Source organism: Mesorhizobium sp. PL10 (genome assembly GCF_053714315.1).
The window spans coordinates 112,988-130,752 of record NZ_JBSKBR010000006.1; the positions used below are offsets into that span (position 1 = coordinate 112,988).

The window sequence follows — 17,765 nt, forward strand, 5'->3', positions numbered from 1 at the left end:
GATGCATGCCGGGCATCAGCGGGGATGTGTCATGGAAATGCACGAAATTCGTTATTTTCTGGCCGCCTGCCAGACGCTCAACTTTCGCCAGGCGGCGGACCTTGTGCATATCACGCAGCCTGCGCTCACCCGCGCCATACAGAAGCTGGAAGCCGAACTCGGCGGCCTGCTCTTCCATCGCGACAAGAGCCATGTCCAACTAAGCGATTTCGGCCGGCTGATGCGAAGCCACCTCGACGAGATCGAGCAGCGCTCGGAGCATGCCAAACGCACCGCCAGAAGCTTCCTGTCGCTGGAGGCCGCACCGCTGACGCTGGGCGTGATGTGCACCATCGGCCCGCTGCGCTTTATCGGTTTCCTCAACGCGTTTCGCGAGCGTTTTCCCGGCATTCATGTGACTGTGATCGAGGGCGCCGCCGACCACCTCACCGATCTTCTGCTGAAGGGCAAGCTGGACATCGCGCTGTTGGCACGGCCCGAGCCCTTCGACCCCCGGCTGAAAGCGGAGCCGGTCTATGCGGAGCGCTTCGGGCTCGCCTTCTCAACAGGGCATCCATTCGAGACGCGCAACACGCTACAACTCGCCGACGTGCGCAGCGAGCCCTATCTCGAGCGCATCAACTGCGAATACGGCAATCATATCGATGAGCTCTGCCAAAACCTCGGCTTCGAGATCAAGAGCGCCTACCGCAGCGAGCGCGAGGACTGGATCCTGGCCATGGTCGCTGCCGGAATGGGTGTTTGCTTCATCGCCGAATTCTCGGCGAGCCAGCCCGGCGTTTGCCACCGGCTAGTCGTCGATCCCGAGATCGTGCGCGAGGTGTCGCTGGTTTCCGTCGCAGACCGCCTGCCATCGCCCGCCATCTCGGCATTTGCCAAAGCTGTGATGGAGTATGACTGGCACATACCGATGACGGCGCAATCGACTGGTCTGTAGGTCCGCGGTTCCGCCTTCCGCGCCAGTCAAACAGGCAACATGCGATCACATCTTCGTGTCGATGTAACGGACCCCAATGTCCGGCGAACCCACGAATGGGGCAACTGTGCCCCTCAAAAAAATGGGAGTATTCCAGATGCATTCGTTCAAGATCTTTGTCACCGCCAGCATTGCCGCCCTGTGTGTGTCGCAGGCGTTCGCCGAAGACACGATGGGCACGATGTCCATGATGAAGGGTGGGCAAGTCACAGCGATCATGCCCGACGGGCATATGGGCACCATGATGCCGGACGCCAAAATGAGCGCCGAAATGATGAAAATGGCCAAGCCGATCAAGCACTGCATGATGATGATGACCGACGCCAAGGGCAAAACCTACATGATCGACACGTCGACCAAGAAGGCCCAGGCCGAGTGCGAAAAAATGGCGATGTAGAAGCCACCGGGCTCCGCCGACGCTTTCGTCCCGCCGGCACGCGCGCTGGCGGGATGTCCCATCCATCCTTCGCCGTCGGAGTTCTGTCGGAGCACTCGTCGCTGATCCCGTCTGCCCATGGCCCTGGCCTCGCAGGGTTGATCGGCTCCATGGGTGTGCTAGGCCGGATCGATCACGACAGGATCCGACATGGCACCCATTTCGCGAAAACACCCGATGCTGCGGCGCTCGCAGGCAATGTGGGTTTCGCGGCGCGTCTGGCAGCCCCGCATCGTCTTTTGGGCAGGCGCCATCTCGATTGGTCTGATCAGCGTGCTGTTCGCAGTTCTGGCCGACCAAGCGCAGGCACTTTTCCACATCGCGATTGGCCATCAGGGCGGCTGGCGCTTTTACCTGCCGCTGGTGATGACGCCGCTCGGGTTTGTTCTGTGCGCCTGGCTTGCGCATTCTTTCTTTCCGGGCTCGCAGGGCAGCGGCATTCCGCAGGCGATCGCCGCACGTCATTTGCGCGATGACGACGACCGCGGCCACATCCTGTCGCTGCGGCTGGTGGTGGGCAAGATCGCGCTCACCGTCGTCGGTCTCGGCTGCGGGGCCTCGATTGGCCGGGAGGGACCGACAGTGCAGGTCGGCGCCTCGCTGATGCTGCAGGTCGCGCGCTGGGGCGGCATGGGGCAGGCGCGCGGGCTGATCCTGGCCGGGTCGGCGGCAGGCATAGCGGCTGCCTTCAACACACCGCTTGCCGGCATTGTCTTCGCTATCGAGGAGATGGGCCGCGCCTATGAATCCCGCACCAACGGGCTGGTGTTAACGGCGGTGATCCTCGCCGGACTCGCCTCGTTGGGCCTGGTCGGAAACTACACTTACTTCGGCGTCGCCAAAGAAACAGTGGCCTTTGCCAGCGACTGGCCGCTGGTGCTTGCCTGCGGCATCGTCGGCGGCGGCGTCGGCGCGCTGTTTTCGCTGCTGGCGCTGAAAGCGACGCGTCGCATCCGGCGCTGGAACGCGTTGCAGCCGCTCTGGCGAACAATGGTTGTGGCAGGCATTTGCGGGCTGGCGGTGGCCGCGATCGGGATCGCCTCGAATGGCCTCACCTTCGGCACCGGCTATGCGCAGGCGCGCGGAGCCATCGAAGGCACGCCGCTGCCCGCGTTCTTCTTTGCCGAGAAATTCGCGGCTGGCCTGCTCTCGATGGTTTCGGGCATCCCGGGGGGCATCTTCGCGCCATCGCTGGCCGTGGGAGCCGGCCTTGGCAGCACGCTTGGCCTACTCCTCGGCGCCGCCACCGGCACCGCTGCGTTGCTCGGCATGGCCGGCTATTTTGCCGGCGTTGTGCAGGCTCCGATGACGGCCTTCGTCATCATCCTCGAAATGACCGGCAACCACGACAATGTCATTGCGCTGATGTGCGCATCGATGCTGGGCTATGGGACAGCGCGATTGATTTCGAACGAGCCGCTCTACCACGCCCTATCTCGCCTGTTCATCGCCGAGGCGATCCGGCGCAGAAGAACCAGAAACCTTGAAACACCCGATGCCGCCGCTTAGAGCAATTCCAGGATAAGTGTGTAACGGTATCCGTCCGGAATTGCATAAAACACAAAGAGTTAGAGCGGGTTAGCGATTCCGTGAAACGCTGAACCGCTCTGGAGCGCAGTCTGAGTTTCGCCAGCAAGCTCAAACTTGAGTGAGGACAAGGCGCATGGCGCAACGTCTCCTTGCCGGCATTCCGTGCTCGACCTCTCGGCGCAGCACCTGGCGAAGCCGCTCTCCGGCCTGCGCGTCATCCAGCACCTGAAAGTCCAGCTTCTGGTAAAATGGCGCGTTCCAGATCACGTCCCGGAACGTCGTCAGGGTAAGAGCGACAAGGCGGCGACGCCTCGCATCCGCAATTGCCTTTTCCAGCAAGGCCCGTCCGATACCCGAGCGTTGTCGATCAAGGCGCACGGCAAGTTCCCAGATGTGCAATGTGTCATCCTGGATCTCCGCGCTCAGGAATGCGACCGGCCGATCGTAGGGGTCCGCCGCGACCCAGGACGTGCCCTTGGCGATGAGTTCACGGTGGCGCTCGACGGTCTGGTTGTCGTCGTCGGCAATCCAGGCCAACTCCTCGATCTCGCGGTAGGCCTCACCCGCCGACTGTTCGATATAGGGCAGGGCTTCCGCGTCAGCGTCTTGCGCAATTCGGATGGTGGTCATTGGGTTGCAGTCGGATCTTCAAGTATTTTGCAGAGAATGACGTTGGAGTGTCCCTCGGGCCAATCCGCAAATTCAGCTACACGCACGAAGCCGGCTTTTTCATACATTCCTGGCGCTTGGAAATCATGGCTCTGCACCCAAATCCGCCGAACGCCTCGATCTTTGGCCTCGGCCGCGAAGGCGTTCAACAACGCCCGCGCATAGCCACGTCCCCTATGGCCCTCGTCGATCCACATCTGTTTGAGTTCGGAAGTGCCTGCCCAGGAAAATCCTGTTGCAGCACCGATGATGCGTCCAACCGGGTCGCGGATCACAAAGCCAAGGCCCTGGGCGTCATCGCGCCCTACCGCCTCCCGATTGTAGGCATAGATCCTGTCTTCGAAGGCGTCGATCTCAATTGCAGAAAGATCGTGCTGGGGTTGGGCAAGGGTAGTCATCTCGAGCGCTCGATTCCCTTGGGCCGAGACAAGACCGTCTCAAGCGACAGACGGCCGGGGCCGCCTACTGCAAGCGTTACAAGGCCGGCCAGATAAAGCAGGATGATTTCGTAGCCGACGGGCCCAAACCGGATTCCTGTGGCTGACACTTCGGCAAACTTCACCGAGAAGAATCCGTATTGGGAATGGACTGTAACCAGTGCAGTCAAAAGCACGATCGCCATCGGCACACTGACGATCGGAATGAAAGCGCCCGCCAGCACAGCACTGCCGCCGACAAGTTCAACCAGCGTTGTCAACCATGCTAGCGCCTGAGGCTCTGGAACTCCCAGTGTCTGAAGCACGACGCCAAAGCTTCCCGGCCCTCTGCTGAGTTTGGCATAGCCATGGGCAAGGAAGCCAAAACCCACGATCAACCTTGTCGGCAACGGCGCCCACCCGGCTGCTGCAGCGGACGAGGAGAGTGTAGTTCTCGTGTCCACGGAGATTCATTACCGGTATACCTTTCTGGGGCGGCGTGCCTGGATACGGCACTATCCGAAAAGCCCGCCATGGGGCTCGGGAGACGGTCTCTTATTCGCCCCATGGGAACCGACCGTTACAGCCTCACGGCATCGTTACCGCCGCTGCGCGAGCCTCGACGAGAGCAGAACCGAAATCGCCCGATCCACCCTGGGCGGCGGATCGGGCATCGGTCAGGCGGCTTCGGCGGCGAGAACGACGGGAAAGTCGATATCGGTCTCGGCGACATTGTTGATGAGATTGGTCAGGAAGTTCTCGGCTACGATGGCGACAATCTCGATGACTTGAGCCTCGGTAAAACCCGCCGATTTCACCGCCGCTATGTCGGTGTCCGTTACCTTGCCGCGGGTCTCCGCCACCCTGGCCGCGAAACGCACCGCCGCGTCAGCCTTCGGATCGCTCGACGTGCCCTTGCGGTTGAGCGCGATCTCCTCGGGGCTCATCCTTGCCAGGTTAAGACCGAGATAGGTATGGGCGGACAGGCAGTAGTCGCAGCCGTTCACCTGGGCAACGGCCAATGCAATGCGCTCGCGGGTTTTCACATCCAGTGCTCTGGTGAGAGCGCCGGACAGGCTGGTCATGCCCGCCAGAGCGGCAGGGCTTATGGATACGAGGCGGAAAAGGCCGGGAACGACGCCAAGCTGCTTGTTCACGGCGTCTAGAATGGGTTGCGAGGCGGTCGGGGCTGCCTCACGGGTCGGGATGGCAATGCGGGACATTTTATAGCTCTCCTGTTCGATGATGTCGGTGCGACAGGCAGCTACCTATTATCTTCCAGAAGGCGAGAGTATCGACTAACTAGGAGATATGACCTCTCAATATGTGGAAGGGCTTGCGCGTGGACCGCCTCGAAGCCATTCTGATCGCCGCTGTCGAGACCGGCAGTGTCTCGGCGGCAGGGCGGAAACTCGGAACACCGCTTGTCAGTCGCAAGGTGGCGGAATTGGAGGCCTATCTTCACACCCGCCTGCTCGCACCGTGCTTCCCCGGTCATTTTCCAGGCGCTGAAAAGGTCCGCTCTGCGACGTAGTCGAGCGAGAGGACGCCGGCGCCCCGTGTTAGAACGAGCAGCAAAAGCGAGGCCCACAGCAGATGCTCGGCCCAGTTCTCCTGGAAGACGAAGATCTGGATCACTGAAACAACGCCGAGCAGCATCAGCGCGCCGAGACGCGAGAACAGCCCCAGGAAAAGCAGCACCGCCCCGGTGATCTCTGCCGTTGTCGCCAGCGGCGCCGCGATCGACGGATCGATGAGGGGTAGATTGTATTCGCTGGCGAACAGTTGCAGCGTCACCGGCCAGGATGCCAGCTTCGATTGTGCTGACTGCCAGAAGACATGCGCAATCGCGACTCGAGCTGCGAGCTGGACCAGCGAAAATGGGATACGCTCCGGCAACTTGATCACTCGTCGGTAAAGACCAACAAGGCCGGCAGGGCGAGGGGTGGAATATTCCGGTATCGCAGTCATGATCGTCTCCTTCAGTTTGAGAGGGGGTGCACCGGAACGCGCACGTCCGTGACGAGCCTGTCGCGGAACAGGCGCACAAGCGCTGAAACCAGGTCGAAGGCCGGGTCGAGCGCCAAGGCGCGGCCAGCGGCATGCTCAAGGCCGAAGCCGTGCTTCAGCGAATGCCAGAACGCGAAGCTCGCGCGGTCGAGCAGAAAAAGCCGCACATAGTTCCCCGATCGCCACAGCGCCACGCGTTCGGGGCGCCTTGTCCAGGTGATTTTTTCATCGGCCGCCGTCTCCTTTTGATGCTCCATCCATACCGATAGGATCGACCAGTGCGAGACGATCAATCGCAGTGAGGGCTGGAGCAGGATATCCGGCGACAGCCCAAGGTCGTTGCTGTCGTATTCTGCGAGGCTGCGGGCCGTCAGCGAAGCTGTATCGAGCGCTTCGGCAATGGCCCATTCGAGCCGCGCCGTCTCGGCGACGATCGGCATGTTGGACAGGGTGTCGATGGTCTTCAGGAAGCGAGGGAAGCCCGCACCATATCGCACCAGGCGTGACTCCGCCGGCGGATGCCGTCGAATGAACTCGCTCGCCATAAAGCGGAAGAAACGTTCGTCGACGAGGCGGGCCGTAACGGGAAACACCGCCATCAGCACGGCAGTCAACGAACTGCGTGTGTTGTTCTGGTAGATGCGCAGGCGAGCCATTGGGTCGGCCTTGCCAGCGGTTAGCATTCTCGCGTCGATCAGAGGCTCCATGGCCAGCACCGAGCGCGCCACGATGGTCTGCAGATGTTCAAGCGGCAGCATGATATCCTCCTTCGATTGTCGGCAGGGCGACGGGCATGGCCGGTCTCGTCTTGGCGGCGGCAAATGCCGCAAGCACAGGCATGCTGGTTCGCGTGCTTTCGAAAGTTGGCAGGCTGGACACCGGCAGGACCATGGTGGGGGCGGTCTGCCTTGCGGCCTGCTTGCGGCTGAACATGATCGAAGCGGAAAGCATGTCGGCCCACATAGCCTCGCCGAGCAGCACGTCGAGAACCGGAACATCGGTATCCCATTCGATCAGCGTCGGGCGCGGCCCGAGATGGCTGATGGCATGGTGATAGAGCCCCCACACAACTGGCGGCACACGGGAGCCGTGATCGTCGATCAGCACGGTGTCGCCGCCGACCTCATTGGTCGCGTGACCGGCAAGGTGGATCTCCCCGATGGCATCGGCGGGCAAAGCGTCGATGAAGGTCTTTGCGTCGTACTGGAGATTATGCGCCGAAACCTGGACATTGTTGACATCCAGAAGCAGGCCGCAGCCAGTTTGCGCCACCAGCTCAGCCAGAAATTCAGCTTCATTCATCGACGAGTCCGCAAACGCGACATAGGCGGACAAATTCTCGATCAGCACACGTCGCTTCAACGTATCCTGGACGGTCGCCACGTTGCGCGCCACGATCGCCAGCGCCTCTTCGTCGTAGCGAAGCGGCAGCAGGTCGTTGAGATAGGCTCCGTCGGCAACGCTCCAGGCAAGATGCTCCGAAACGAGATCAGGCTGGAACCGCTCGCAGACCTTGCGCAGTCTTTCCAGATGGTCGCGGTCCACCCCTTGTGCGCTGCCCAGAGACAGGCCAACACCGTGAACTGACAGCGGATATATCTGGCGCAGCCGCTCAAGCGCCTCGACGGCGGTGCCGTCGCCCATATAATTCTCGGCATGCACCTCGAGCCAGCCGGCGGAAGGCCTGCGGCTCAGCATTTCGCTGATGTGAGGAGAGCGAAGACCGATGCCCGCGGTTGCGGGGACGGCGATATCTTGAAACGCACGGGACATCGGTCTGCTCCATTCCTAGGGGTTGGCTCGAAGTCTGGCTGTTCAGGCTTTCGGCTTGTCGCTGCCGCCGGTGATCTTGGCGCAGCTGCCGGCTGGCACGTAGAGCCAGGAGTCCGGCTGGTTGTCGGCGGTCGAGGTGCCCGCGCATGAATGCGTCGCGGTCTGGCAGTCGTTCTGGCCGGCCTTGACGACGCCATAGCACTTCTCGAACGAGAAGTTGGGCTGAGCGGCCGGGCCGCTATAAGCTGCAGTTGCAGCAAGCGAGGTGGCGGCAGCGAGGGCCGATCCGATTAGGGTCTTGGTGTTGATCACGGTCATTTCTCCTGGTTGCGTTTCGAGGAAAGACTGACCTGGCGGCCTGTCTGCAAGCAGTGTCGTCCAACGCGCGATAAAGCTGAAATGCTGTCTCGGCATGGATTTGATACGCGGTCACTATGTTGAGGGATAACGAGCAAAAAGCCCTCCGGCGGGGAACCGGAGGGCTTTGGCGCCTGCACTTCGTGAGCGGAGCGAAGCAGGCGTGGCTAGGCGGAGGGAGGCGCCTAGACGTATCGATTTTTGCTGTCGACGACTGAGCTTCCGCTCAAGATCGGATGGTCGGCGAGAAGCCAGTCCTCGGCTCGCTGCCGTCCGCGGTCACGCAACTCGGTCAATTCGCCCCAGTCGGTCCAGGGCCTGGTAAACAGTGCAGCGCTTGTTCTGTGATGACTGTCGAAGATGATGTGGACAGATGCAGAGTTCACGGCATTTGCAGCGAGGCGGTAATCCGCACAAGGCGTCATGCAGCCGGAGGGTTTGCCGCTGACGATGAGCCGATGCCCAGCCTCGATCGGCTGCACCGGCGGCAATGCCGAAAAGTCGCCTTCGCCCCAATATGTATCGCCGTTGATTTCCACGGCCGGGAAGAGGAATGGGACCGTCGCTCCCGCCAGGATGGCCTCGATCGACAATTGGTCGCCGGAGAAAATCGTCACGGTGTCGGTGCGGGCATTTGAAGCCAGGATGTTGAGCTTCAACTGGCAGCTATTTTTGTGCAACTCGGCAATGTCGATCGACTGTTCCAGGATTGATTTCAATGGATTGGCTATCGCGGCCACAGACATCGATGCGTGGCTGACGCGCCGCCAGAAATTGGTAAGCGCCGTCTTTGCCCCACGCCTGCCGCCCAAAGCCAGTCCGTAGGCAAGAACCGCTGCTTCCATGCCTCCGAAACCGGATGCGGTGATGCTGCGGAAGGAAAGGCGAGGTTCATCCAGCAAGCGATCGAGCACGCCCCAGGCAAATGCGCCGTGCGCGTCGTTTGCCAGGGTAATGTCGATCAGCTGGCGGTCTTCCATCGCAGGTCTTGCGCCAGCAATGAAGGCTTCGTCGGTTGCGGCCTGGATTTGCATCTTGGGTCTCCTCCCGAAACGCCAGGCAGGGCGTTTGATGGAGACACTGCCGCATGATCCTCCATTAGCGAAATGCCAAGGTGGCATGAACTCGATAGGGAGATTGCATTGGCTGCAATCCCTTGCGCACCGCAAGATTTTGCGAGGCTGGCGAGAATCCCGCGATCTCGAATTGGAACGGAGGCCAAGACGGTCGCCGGCAGGCCTTCAGCACAAAGGGGAGCGTGTCAGCAACACAAGCTGTCCGCAGCGGCCGTCACGGGCGCCATGACGGACCGCTATCGACTTTATAGCCGCAGTGCATTGGCGCCAATGCGAGCGTTGCGGCAGTCTCCGAAGCACGAACAGCCTCGTCTGCAACTCGGGACAAATCGGCATGGACATTCACCACATCCGCTACTTCCTGGCCGTGTGCGAGACACGAAACTTCACGCGGGCAGGCGAAAAGTGCAACGTCACTCAGCCGGCTCTGTCCCGCGCCATCCAGCAACTCGAGGAAGAGGTCGGAGGGCTGCTGTTTCGCCGCGAACGAAGCTTGACCCACCTGACTGACCTGGGTGTGCTGCTTCGCCCCCGTTTTCAGCAGATCCTCGACGAACTGACTGGAGTGCGCCAGGAGGCATCGAGGTTCCTGTGCCTGGAAAACGCCAACCTGAAGGTCGGCGTCATGTGCACGATCGGCCCCCGTCGCTTCACCGGCCTGCTGACCGACTTCAATCGGCGGCAGCAGGGCATCCAGCTGCAACTGGTTGAGGGCGTGCCGGCATCGCTCTCCCAACTTCTGGAGTCCGGCGAGATCGACGTCGCCATCATGGCGTCAAGCGACAGCTTCCCGGACCGCTTCGACGTCACGCCGCTTTATCGCGAGCGCTTTGTCCTCGCCTTTCCAAACGGCCACCGGCTGGCCCGCAATGACAACGTGGCCATCTCCGAACTCGATGGCGAAAATTATCTCAGACGTCTCAATTGCGAGTATCGCGATCACCTTGCCGGCCTGTGCACGGATCGGGGCGTGAAGCTCAGGATCTCCTACGCCAGTGAGCGCGAGGACTGGATCCAGAATATGGTGTCCGGAGGACTGGGCATCTGCTTCATCCCCGAATTCAGTGCGGTGATTCCAGGGTTGCAGATCCGTCCCGTCATTGATCCTGAGGTCTGGCGGGAAGTATCCCTGGTCGTCGTTGCGGGACGCAGGTTCTCGCCTGCGGCGTCGGCTTTCGTAAACAGCGTCAAGGCGCATGGCTGGCCTGAGAGCGCAATCGTCCAGGCGATCCAAAAGACCGCTGCCTGAAGCAAAATCGAAGAATTAGGGGATCACACGGGGGCGGTTGCCGCGTGTGGTCCTGATGCAGTTGCCGTGGTCTACCATAGTTTTCAGGTATCGATTTCAGAGCCAGTCAGCATTTCTCTTTTCGGATCGCTCCGGTCACTCTCCCCGTCATGCCCCGCCTCCCGCGTTTGGGCACCGACAAAGGAGAAATACAAGATGGCTATCAAGAAACTCACCCTTGCATTTGCGGCAGGTCTGCTTTCGGCAACCGCTGCATTTTCCTCTGCTCCGGCCTTCGCCGGCGACTGCCCTGCCGGCCAGGCCGCAACGACCGATATTCAGGAACATCCCAGCAAACCGGTTGGCGTTGTCGACACGGTTCTCTCGGCCATCGATCTGAGCAGCAAGGGCGAGGCCTGGAAAGGCAATATGCTGCGTCTTCGCAAGCTCGTCGTTCAGCCAGGCGGCGTCGTGCCGTGGCATGAGCACAATCTGCGCCCGGCCAACATCCTCGTCATCGAAGGCTCGATCACCGAATACCGCAGCACCTGCAAGGTGGGCATCGAGCACCCGGCTGGCGATGTGACCGCCGAGTTCGGCCAGCTCGCCCATTGGTGGAAGAACAACGGCAAGGTTCCCGCCGTGCTCTATTCCGCCGACGTCTTGCCGCCCGCGATGCCCGACGACCACATGATGTGATCCGGACATTTCGGCGAACAGTCCCACCCTCAGCAACCGAAAGCGCGTCCTCAGGTGATTACCTGGGGACGTCCGGCCACGGAGCCTCGTCATGACAACCAGTGAACAGACAGAGACGGCACGGCTGCATACGGTGGTCGCCGACAGTTGGCGCTTTGGCCTTGTTGCGTTGATCGCATTTCTTACGCTTGTCGATCTGTTCGCCACCCAAGCAATACTGCCCTCACTGGTGATAAAATTCGGCGTCAGCCGTGCAACCATGGGCTTCGCCGTCAACGCCAGCACATTTGGCATGGCGGTGGCAGGTGTCGCCGTTGCCCTCTTCGGGCGCGGCATAGATCGCCGCAATGGCATCTGGATCAGCCTCGCCATCCTCGCCATCCCAACGACGCTGCTTTCGCAAACAGACAGCATCGTCGTCTTCGCCCTTTTGCGCGTGGCGCAAGGCCTGTGCATGTCGACCGCGTTCACTCTGACGATGGCCTACCTGGCAGAACATTTCTCCGCACGGCAGACGACCAGTGCGCTCGCTGCCTATGTAACGGGCAATGTCGCCAGCAATTTCTTCGGACGGCTGATGTCTGCCGCCGTCGCCGACACGTTCGGCATCTCCACCAACTTCCTGACCTTCGCCGCCCTCAATCTATTTGGCGCGGCGCTCGTCTGGTTCACGCTGCAAAAGACCTCCGCAACGATGCGCGCCGATACGATCGGTCAATCTGTTCGTGCGTCCTGGAAGGGCCCGCTGGAAAATGCCGAACTGCGCGCTTGTTTCGCGATCGGCTTCCTGATCCTCTTCGTCTTCATTGGAACCTTCACTTATGTGAATTTCCAACTTGTCGCCCCGCCGCTGTCGCTGTCGCCGATGGCATTGGGACTGATCTATTTCGTCTTCCTGCCATCGATGTTGACCACGCCACTCGCCGGGCGTGTCACGGCCGGTCTCGGCCCGAGGATCGGCATCGGTGCAACGCTTGCGATGGCGATCGTCGGGCTGCTGCTGTTGCTCACGGCCAGCCTGCCGATCGTCCTTGCAGGGATGGCGCTGGTCGCCATGGGAACCTTCCTGGCGCAAGCGATAGCCACGGGGCACGTCAGCCGCACCGCCTCGCGCGATCGCACCGCCGCGAGCGGCATCTACCTGGCCTCCTACTATGCGGGTGGGCTCGCTGGCAGCTTCGTCATCGGACAGATTTACGACCGGATCGGGTGGACCGTATGCGTGGCCGTGCTCGCTGCTTTCCTTGCCGGCGCGATCGCAGTGGCTCGCGCGCTTCAACCGCCAAAGTCGTGACACCCAAGACCGAAAAAATGGCTATTCAACAAAGGAGACTGACATGACCAACTACCTGAAGACCATGATTGCCGGAGCCGCCATACTGATAGCTGCCGTCATCCCGGCCGCCGCTTCTGATGGCGTTGTCACGGTGAAGAGCGACTATTCCGTCACTGAAACCGTCGCCCGCATCAAGAAGGATGTCCTCAAGAAGGGCATCAAGTTCTTCGGCGTCATCGACCAGGCAAAGCTTGGCAACAATGCCGGCAACGATGTCAGGCCGTCGCGGCTGGTGATGTTCGGCAATCCGGCGCTCGGCACGACCTTCATCACATCCAATCCCGAAGCCGGTCTCGACTGGCCGGTGCGCGTGCTGGTCTACCAGACTGCGGATGGCGCGGTTTACGCCGCCTATAGCGATTTCGACTGGATCGCCAAGCGCCATGGCATCACCGATCGCGCCCCGCAGTTCAAGATGGCGACCGAGGTCATCCAGTCCGTGACCTCGACGATCAGGAAGAACTGAGCCTGGGCAGGTGCCGGAGATCCGTCGCTCTGGCCTGGGAAAGGCTGTCTTCGCCCAGAGGCTATTCAGCGGCGGATAACGCCTTTGCACGCTCGCCGAACCACTTCTTCTGCGTGGCCTCGCGCACAAGTGCGCCAACCGCCGGCGAATGCCTGCGGCCGCGCACCGTGACGAGATTGACCTCGCGCCAGAATTCCGGATCGGTGATCGGCAACGGCACCACTCCGGGGTGCTTGGCGGTATGCTCAGGCATGAACCCGAAACCGAGCCCGGCGGCGATCATCGCGAGTGTCCAATCGTCACGATCGCTCCAGTAAACGGGACTGACCGTGACACCCTGGTCGGCCAGAATAGCATCAGCATAACCGGCAAATTCACAATTGTTGCGGTGGATGTAGGTCTCATTGCTCATATCCGTCACCCGCACGCTGCGCTGGTTGGCCAGGCGATGGTTGAGATGAACAGCCATCACCATCTGTTCCTGAAACAACGGGAGGGAGTGAACTTCCTCATCGGGCACTTTTGACGGCAGCGCGTAAATAGCTGCCTCAAGGTCGCCTCCGAGCAGCCGCCGTCGCAAGCTCGGTGCATCTGCATCGCATAGATGAAGCTCAACGCCGGGATGGTGCGTGCGCACGGACGAGATGAGTTCGATGATTTCATCCGGAGCTATCGTGCTCATGATGCCGACCCGGAGAGGCGTTTTCTTGAGGTGCACATATTGCTCGGCGATCTCTTTTGCCTGCCGGGAGTTCTCGAAAACGCCTTCGAGATAGGTCTCGACCATGCGACCGAGTTCCGTCAGATGTGTAAAGCGTCGCTCGCGGTGAAATAGAGCGCCGCCGAACTCGTCTTCGAGCAGTTTGATCGCGCGTGACAGTGCCGGCTGCGTAACGTTGCACAGCTCGGCCGCCCTGGTGAAATTCAGTTCCTTGGCGACGGCCAAGAAATACCTGACCTGGCTGATCTCCACTGCGCGCTCTCCCCCAGCGGCTGGCATGCGGCACGACCCGCTTTGCCGCATGATCTTACTAGTTGCCCCAACGTCAAACAACCCGATCTGGTGATTGATGTCCAAGGCGACAGTTGACGATCCGACCGGCGGCTATCGAATCCATGTCTCAACGGCATTTCCGCTGTCTCCAGCCGCCCGCCATACTCGGCCTAGAAATCGAGACCCGGGCGTCAAGGCCCGTGCTCGCAGCCGTTTGCAGGCCATTTCGGCCGCGGCTTCAACCGAAGGAAACAACGATGCTCAGAGGAAAGACGGCACTGATTACAGGCTCGACCAGCGGCATCGGCCAAGGCATTGCCGAAGCCTTCGCCGCGAAGGGATGCAACATCGTTCTGAACGGGTTCGGCGATCCCGGCGAGATTGAGTTGCTGCGGGCAAAGCTTGCCGCGGACCATGGGGTGACTGTTCGCTACGACGGTGCGGATATGAGCAAGGGCAGCGCGATCACCGCGATGATGGACAAGGCAATCGCCGAGTTCGGCGCGGTCGACATCCTCGTCAACAATGCCGGCATCCAGCATGTCGCGCCGATCGATGACTTTCCGATCGAGAAATTCGAAGCAGTCGTGGCGATCGATCTGATGTCGTCCTTCTACACGATCCGGCGCGCGCTGCAGGCCATGAAAGAACGCAAATGGGGCCGCATCATCAATGTTGCGTCGGCCCACGCCCTTGTCGCCTCGCCGTATAAATCCGCCTATGTCGCTGCCAAGCACGGCGTTGCCGGTCTGACCAAGACGGTTGCGCTGGAGGTCGCCGAACAGGGCATCACCGTCAATGCGGTTTGCCCGGGATACGTGCTCACCCCGCTGGTCGAAAAGCAGATACCGGATACGGCCAAGGCCCGGGGGATCACAGAAGAACAAGTGATCAAGGATGTGCTCCTGGCGGCGCAGCCGACCAAGCAGTTCGTGACCGTGGCCGAGGTCGCGGCCCTCTGCCTGTTCCTGGCCTCGACCGATGCGGCCTCGATCACCGGCGCCATTATCCCGATCGAAGGCGGCTGGACCGCTCATTGAACCGGCAACGAGGAGAAAAGACCATGAACAAGATCACCCGAAATCCTCCGATCGCCGAACCTTTGCCGGAGGTCGCCCATCCGGCCGATGCTGCCGTTAAGCGGCAAACGGTGTTGGTGCTGCAAGGCGGCGGCGCTCTGGGTGCCTACCAGGCCGGTGTCTACCAGGCGCTCGTCGAAGGCGGGATAGAGCCGGAATGGGTCATCGGCACCTCGATCGGCGCCATTAACGCGGCGTTGATTGCCGGGAACGATCCAACGGTTCGGCTGGCGAGGCTTCAGGAATTCTGGGAAGGCGTCAGCCGTATCAGCCCTCTCGATGAGTTTTTCCGAATGATGGTGCCAAGCAATGTCTTCGCCAATATGGGCACCGTGATGCGGGGCATACCGGGATTCTTCGAACCGAATCCAGGCGCCATGTTTGGAGTGAACCGCGAAGTGGGCGTCGAGAACGCCTCCTACTACACGACCGATCCGCTCAAGAGGACGCTGAATGACCTGATCGACTTCGACTATCTCAACCGGCGCCATACCCGCCTGACGGTCGGCGCAGTCAACGTCAACACCAGTGAACTCAAATACTTCGACACCCGAGAGATGACCTTGTCGGCGGCGCACATCATGGCGTCGGGCGCCTTGCCGCCGGCGTTTCCGGCGATCTGTATCGACGGCGAGCCTTACTGGGACGGCGGCATCTATTCGAACACGCCCATCGAGGTCGTGCTCGACGCACGTCCGCGGCGCGACTCGCTGATCTTTGCCGTCAACATGTGGCAGCCTCGCGCCACCGAGCCCAAATCGATCTGGCAGGTCATGGGCCGGCAGAAAGACCTTCAATACGCCAGCCGGGGCCGGAGCCATGTTGCGAGACAAGAGCAACTGCATCGCCTGCGGCATGTCGTGCGTGAGATGGGAAAGCTGGTTCCCGAGGAGCGGCGTGAGGATCCGATGTTCAAGGAGCTTGCTTCCTACGGCTGCCCGTCGGTCATGCACCTTGTGCGGCTGCTTTCGCCACGCCTGGACGGCGAGGACCACACAAAGGACATCGACTTCACCCGCGTCGGCATCCGCACGCGCTGGCAGGCCGGTTACGAGCACGGCCAGCGCGTCCTCTCGGAGAAGCCGTGGGAATGCGACGTCGACATGCTGCAGGGCATCGTCATCCACGAATCGCAAGAGTGATCGGTTCGATCGCGGCGCCGAGAAGAAAGACGGAGAATATTGATGCAGGTCATCACTCCAGGGATGCGGCTGGTTCCGGAAGCTGTGCTTGCCAACAATGCCGCGCTTTTCCGCACGATAGCGGAGACGCCATCGCACGCGGACAGCACTCGGCACCGCGTGGTCATCGTCGGCGGCGGCGCTGGCGGACTCGAGCTGGCAACGCGGCTTGGCGGCAAATTCGGCAAGCGGCGGCTTTCCATAACACTTGTCGATCGCAACCGCACACATGTCTGGAAGCCGCTTCTGCACGAGGTGGCCTCGGGCACGTTGCACCCGTCGAACGATGCGGTGGAATATATCGCACATGCCAGCACGCACCACTATCGCTACCGGATCGGCGAAGTCGTCGGCATCGACCGCGCCAAGCGCCAAGTCTTTGTGGCGCCGAGCTTCGACGACGATGGCAGACAGATCATTCCGCCACGCGTGCTGGGCTACGACACGCTGGTGCTGGCCGTGGGCAGTGTCAGCAACGATTTCGGCACGCCGGGGGCGGCGCGTCATGCCATCGCGCTCGATACCGCCGGTCAGGCCGCCCGCTTCAACAGGCGCATGATCGACGCGTGCCTGCGTGCCAATGCGCAATACGAGCAACTGTCGCCAGGTCAGCTCCACTGCGTCATCGTCGGTGCCGGAGCCACCGGCGTTGAACTGGCCGCCGAGTTGCACAAGTCGATGCGGGAAATCGCCTCGCACAATCTCGACAACATCGATTTCGAGAGGCTGATCCGCATCACCATCGTCGAGGCGGGACCGCGCATCCTGCCGGCTTTGCCGGAACACCTTGCGCGCTCTTCTGCACGCCGGCTTGTAGATCTGGGTGTTCAGATCCGATGCGGCATCAGGGTCACCGAAGTGACAGAAGACGGTATCAAGCTTGGCGAGAAACTGTTCGTTCCAGCCGAACTCGTCGTGTGGTCCGCCGGGATCAAGGCGCCGGATTTTCTGAAAGGGCTCGATGGCCTCGATACAGATCGCATCAACCGCCTGGTCGTGGATGAGACGCTGCGGGCGAAGGGAGACGAAAATGTGTTTGCGATCGGCGACTGCGCGAGTTGTGTATTGCCCGGCGGCGAAGGCCCCTTGCCGCCGCGCGCTCAGACGGCCCATCAGCAGGCCGATCATATGGTCAAGGTGATCGCGGCGCGTCTCGAAGGGCAGGCGGCGCCGGCGTTCCGTTACCGCGATTACGGTTCTCTCGTTTCACTGGCGGATTACGGCTCTTTCGGCAGCCTGATCGGCGGACTGAAGGTCGAGGGTCTGCTTGCCCGGCTGATGTATCGCTCGCTCTACAAGATGCATCTCAAGGCGGTGCACGGGACCTTCAAGACGGTGCTGGACACGGCAGTCGGCTTCCTGTCACGCCGCGCCAGGCCGCGAGTCAAACTGCATTGAGTCGCGGAAGGCCGGGCATATGCACTCCTGGGCTGTCGATAGCGGTGATAGAGACGCGCAACTTTGCGGGATGAATGGCGGATGCTTTCCGAAGAGAGTCCTCGTCGCGGCGGCTCACGTTTCAAGAGGTCGAACGGCCAA

At 61.2% G+C, this 17,765-nt stretch carries 21 protein-coding genes; 11 read left to right on the forward strand and 10 right to left on the reverse strand.

All coding sequences use genetic code 11. The features are described 5' to 3' along the window. Positions 1-31 precede the first annotated feature (31 nt). The 3 genes from ACWGTO_RS11895 to ACWGTO_RS11905 all read left to right on the forward strand — a co-directional run bounded on the left by ACWGTO_RS11895 (position 32) and on the right by ACWGTO_RS11905 (position 2,921). The gene (locus ACWGTO_RS11895) at positions 32-937 is read left to right on the forward strand and encodes a LysR family transcriptional regulator (protein ID WP_454575047.1); all 906 of its coding nucleotides are present in this window, start codon (positions 32-34) and stop codon (positions 935-937) included. Positions 938-1,013: 76 nt separating this feature from the next. Further along, positions 1,014-1,373 carry a hypothetical protein gene (locus ACWGTO_RS11900; RefSeq protein ID WP_454575048.1) on the forward strand — a complete coding sequence of 120 codons (360 nt, stop codon included), beginning with the start codon at positions 1,014-1,016 and terminating at the stop codon, positions 1,371-1,373. A 189-nt stretch (positions 1,374-1,562) separates the two neighbouring features. Continuing rightward, the gene (locus ACWGTO_RS11905) at positions 1,563-2,921 is read left to right on the forward strand and encodes a chloride channel protein (protein ID WP_454575049.1); all 1,359 of its coding nucleotides are present in this window, start codon (positions 1,563-1,565) and stop codon (positions 2,919-2,921) included. 129 nt (positions 2,922-3,050) lie between these two features. On the opposite strand, the gene ACWGTO_RS11910 is transcribed toward ACWGTO_RS11905, so the two are convergent. From ACWGTO_RS11910 to ACWGTO_RS11925, 4 genes are all read right to left on the reverse strand, one after another. Further along, positions 3,051-3,572 carry a GNAT family N-acetyltransferase gene (locus ACWGTO_RS11910; RefSeq protein WP_454575050.1) on the reverse strand — a complete coding sequence of 174 codons (522 nt, stop codon included), beginning with the start codon at positions 3,570-3,572 and terminating at the stop codon, positions 3,051-3,053. Continuing rightward, positions 3,569-4,009, reverse strand: coding sequence for a GNAT family N-acetyltransferase (locus ACWGTO_RS11915; RefSeq protein ID WP_454575051.1), 441 nt, complete (start codon positions 4,007-4,009; stop codon positions 3,569-3,571). Before ACWGTO_RS11915 ends, ACWGTO_RS11910 begins: the two co-directional genes overlap by 4 nt. Continuing rightward, positions 4,006-4,491: a DoxX family protein gene (locus ACWGTO_RS11920; RefSeq protein WP_454575052.1), complete on the reverse strand. Its 486-nt coding sequence runs from the start codon at positions 4,489-4,491 to the stop codon at positions 4,006-4,008. The genes ACWGTO_RS11915 and ACWGTO_RS11920 overlap by 4 nt, the downstream gene beginning before the upstream one ends. A gap of 213 nt (positions 4,492-4,704) precedes the next feature. Then, complete coding sequence (locus ACWGTO_RS11925) at positions 4,705-5,250, reverse strand: carboxymuconolactone decarboxylase family protein (protein ID WP_454575053.1); 546 nt, start codon at positions 5,248-5,250, stop codon at positions 4,705-4,707. Positions 5,251-5,351: 101 nt separating this feature from the next. Between ACWGTO_RS11925 and ACWGTO_RS11930 the strand changes: the two genes are divergently transcribed. Further along, complete coding sequence (locus ACWGTO_RS11930; protein ID WP_454575054.1) at positions 5,352-5,561, forward strand: helix-turn-helix domain-containing protein; 210 nt, start codon at positions 5,352-5,354, stop codon at positions 5,559-5,561. Here the strand turns inward: ACWGTO_RS11930 and ACWGTO_RS11935 are convergent. The 5 genes from ACWGTO_RS11935 to ACWGTO_RS11955 all read right to left on the reverse strand — a co-directional run bounded on the left by ACWGTO_RS11935 (position 5,522) and on the right by ACWGTO_RS11955 (position 9,201). After that, positions 5,522-5,998 (reverse strand): DoxX family protein, encoded by a 477-nt coding sequence (locus ACWGTO_RS11935; RefSeq protein ID WP_454575055.1) that lies wholly within the window; start codon positions 5,996-5,998, stop codon positions 5,522-5,524. The two genes, ACWGTO_RS11930 and ACWGTO_RS11935, sit on opposite strands and share 40 nt — an antisense overlap. An 11-nt stretch (positions 5,999-6,009) precedes the next feature. Continuing rightward, positions 6,010-6,795, reverse strand: coding sequence for an HvfC/BufC family peptide modification chaperone (locus ACWGTO_RS11940; protein WP_454575056.1), 786 nt, complete (start codon positions 6,793-6,795; stop codon positions 6,010-6,012). Next, the gene (gene bufB, locus ACWGTO_RS11945; protein ID WP_454575057.1) at positions 6,782-7,810 is read right to left on the reverse strand and encodes an MNIO family bufferin maturase; all 1,029 of its coding nucleotides are present in this window, start codon (positions 7,808-7,810) and stop codon (positions 6,782-6,784) included. The genes ACWGTO_RS11940 and bufB overlap by 14 nt, the downstream gene beginning before the upstream one ends. A gap of 42 nt (positions 7,811-7,852) precedes the next feature. Beyond that, the gene (locus ACWGTO_RS11950) at positions 7,853-8,122 is read right to left on the reverse strand and encodes a BufA1 family periplasmic bufferin-type metallophore (RefSeq protein WP_378916685.1); all 270 of its coding nucleotides are present in this window, start codon (positions 8,120-8,122) and stop codon (positions 7,853-7,855) included. Positions 8,123-8,352: 230 nt separating this feature from the next. Then, on the reverse strand, positions 8,353-9,201 hold the full coding sequence (locus tag ACWGTO_RS11955) for a patatin-like phospholipase family protein (RefSeq protein ID WP_454575058.1): 849 nt from the start codon (positions 9,199-9,201) through the stop codon (positions 8,353-8,355). A 376-nt stretch (positions 9,202-9,577) separates the two neighbouring features. On the opposite strand from ACWGTO_RS11955, the gene ACWGTO_RS11960 reads away from it, so the two are divergent. The 4 genes from ACWGTO_RS11960 to ACWGTO_RS11975 all read left to right on the forward strand — a co-directional run bounded on the left by ACWGTO_RS11960 (position 9,578) and on the right by ACWGTO_RS11975 (position 12,972). Continuing rightward, positions 9,578-10,492, forward strand: coding sequence for a LysR family transcriptional regulator (locus tag ACWGTO_RS11960; protein WP_454575225.1), 915 nt, complete (start codon positions 9,578-9,580; stop codon positions 10,490-10,492). 195 nt (positions 10,493-10,687) lie between these two features. Next, complete coding sequence (locus tag ACWGTO_RS11965; RefSeq protein WP_454575059.1) at positions 10,688-11,170, forward strand: cupin domain-containing protein; 483 nt, start codon at positions 10,688-10,690, stop codon at positions 11,168-11,170. A gap of 91 nt (positions 11,171-11,261) precedes the next feature. After that, on the forward strand, positions 11,262-12,464 hold the full coding sequence (locus tag ACWGTO_RS11970; RefSeq protein ID WP_454575060.1) for an MFS transporter: 1,203 nt from the start codon (positions 11,262-11,264) through the stop codon (positions 12,462-12,464). Positions 12,465-12,507: 43 nt separating this feature from the next. Then, positions 12,508-12,972 (forward strand): DUF302 domain-containing protein, encoded by a 465-nt coding sequence (locus ACWGTO_RS11975; RefSeq protein WP_454575061.1) that lies wholly within the window; start codon positions 12,508-12,510, stop codon positions 12,970-12,972. 61 nt (positions 12,973-13,033) lie between these two features. On the opposite strand, the gene ACWGTO_RS11980 is transcribed toward ACWGTO_RS11975, so the two are convergent. Next, positions 13,034-13,945, reverse strand: coding sequence for a LysR family transcriptional regulator (locus ACWGTO_RS11980; protein WP_454575062.1), 912 nt, complete (start codon positions 13,943-13,945; stop codon positions 13,034-13,036). Positions 13,946-14,223: 278 nt separating this feature from the next. Here ACWGTO_RS11980 and ACWGTO_RS11985 point away from each other — a divergent pair, with 278 nt between their 5' ends. The 3 genes from ACWGTO_RS11985 to ACWGTO_RS11995 are packed head-to-tail and all read left to right on the forward strand — an operon-like array spanning position 14,224 to position 17,624. Continuing rightward, complete coding sequence (locus tag ACWGTO_RS11985; protein ID WP_454575063.1) at positions 14,224-15,006, forward strand: 3-hydroxybutyrate dehydrogenase; 783 nt, start codon at positions 14,224-14,226, stop codon at positions 15,004-15,006. A 23-nt stretch (positions 15,007-15,029) separates the two neighbouring features. Beyond that, the gene (locus tag ACWGTO_RS11990) at positions 15,030-16,187 is read left to right on the forward strand and encodes a patatin-like phospholipase family protein (RefSeq protein ID WP_454575064.1); all 1,158 of its coding nucleotides are present in this window, start codon (positions 15,030-15,032) and stop codon (positions 16,185-16,187) included. 42 nt (positions 16,188-16,229) lie between these two features. Then, positions 16,230-17,624, forward strand: coding sequence for an NAD(P)/FAD-dependent oxidoreductase (locus ACWGTO_RS11995; protein WP_454575065.1), 1,395 nt, complete (start codon positions 16,230-16,232; stop codon positions 17,622-17,624). Positions 17,625-17,765 lie beyond the last annotated feature (141 nt).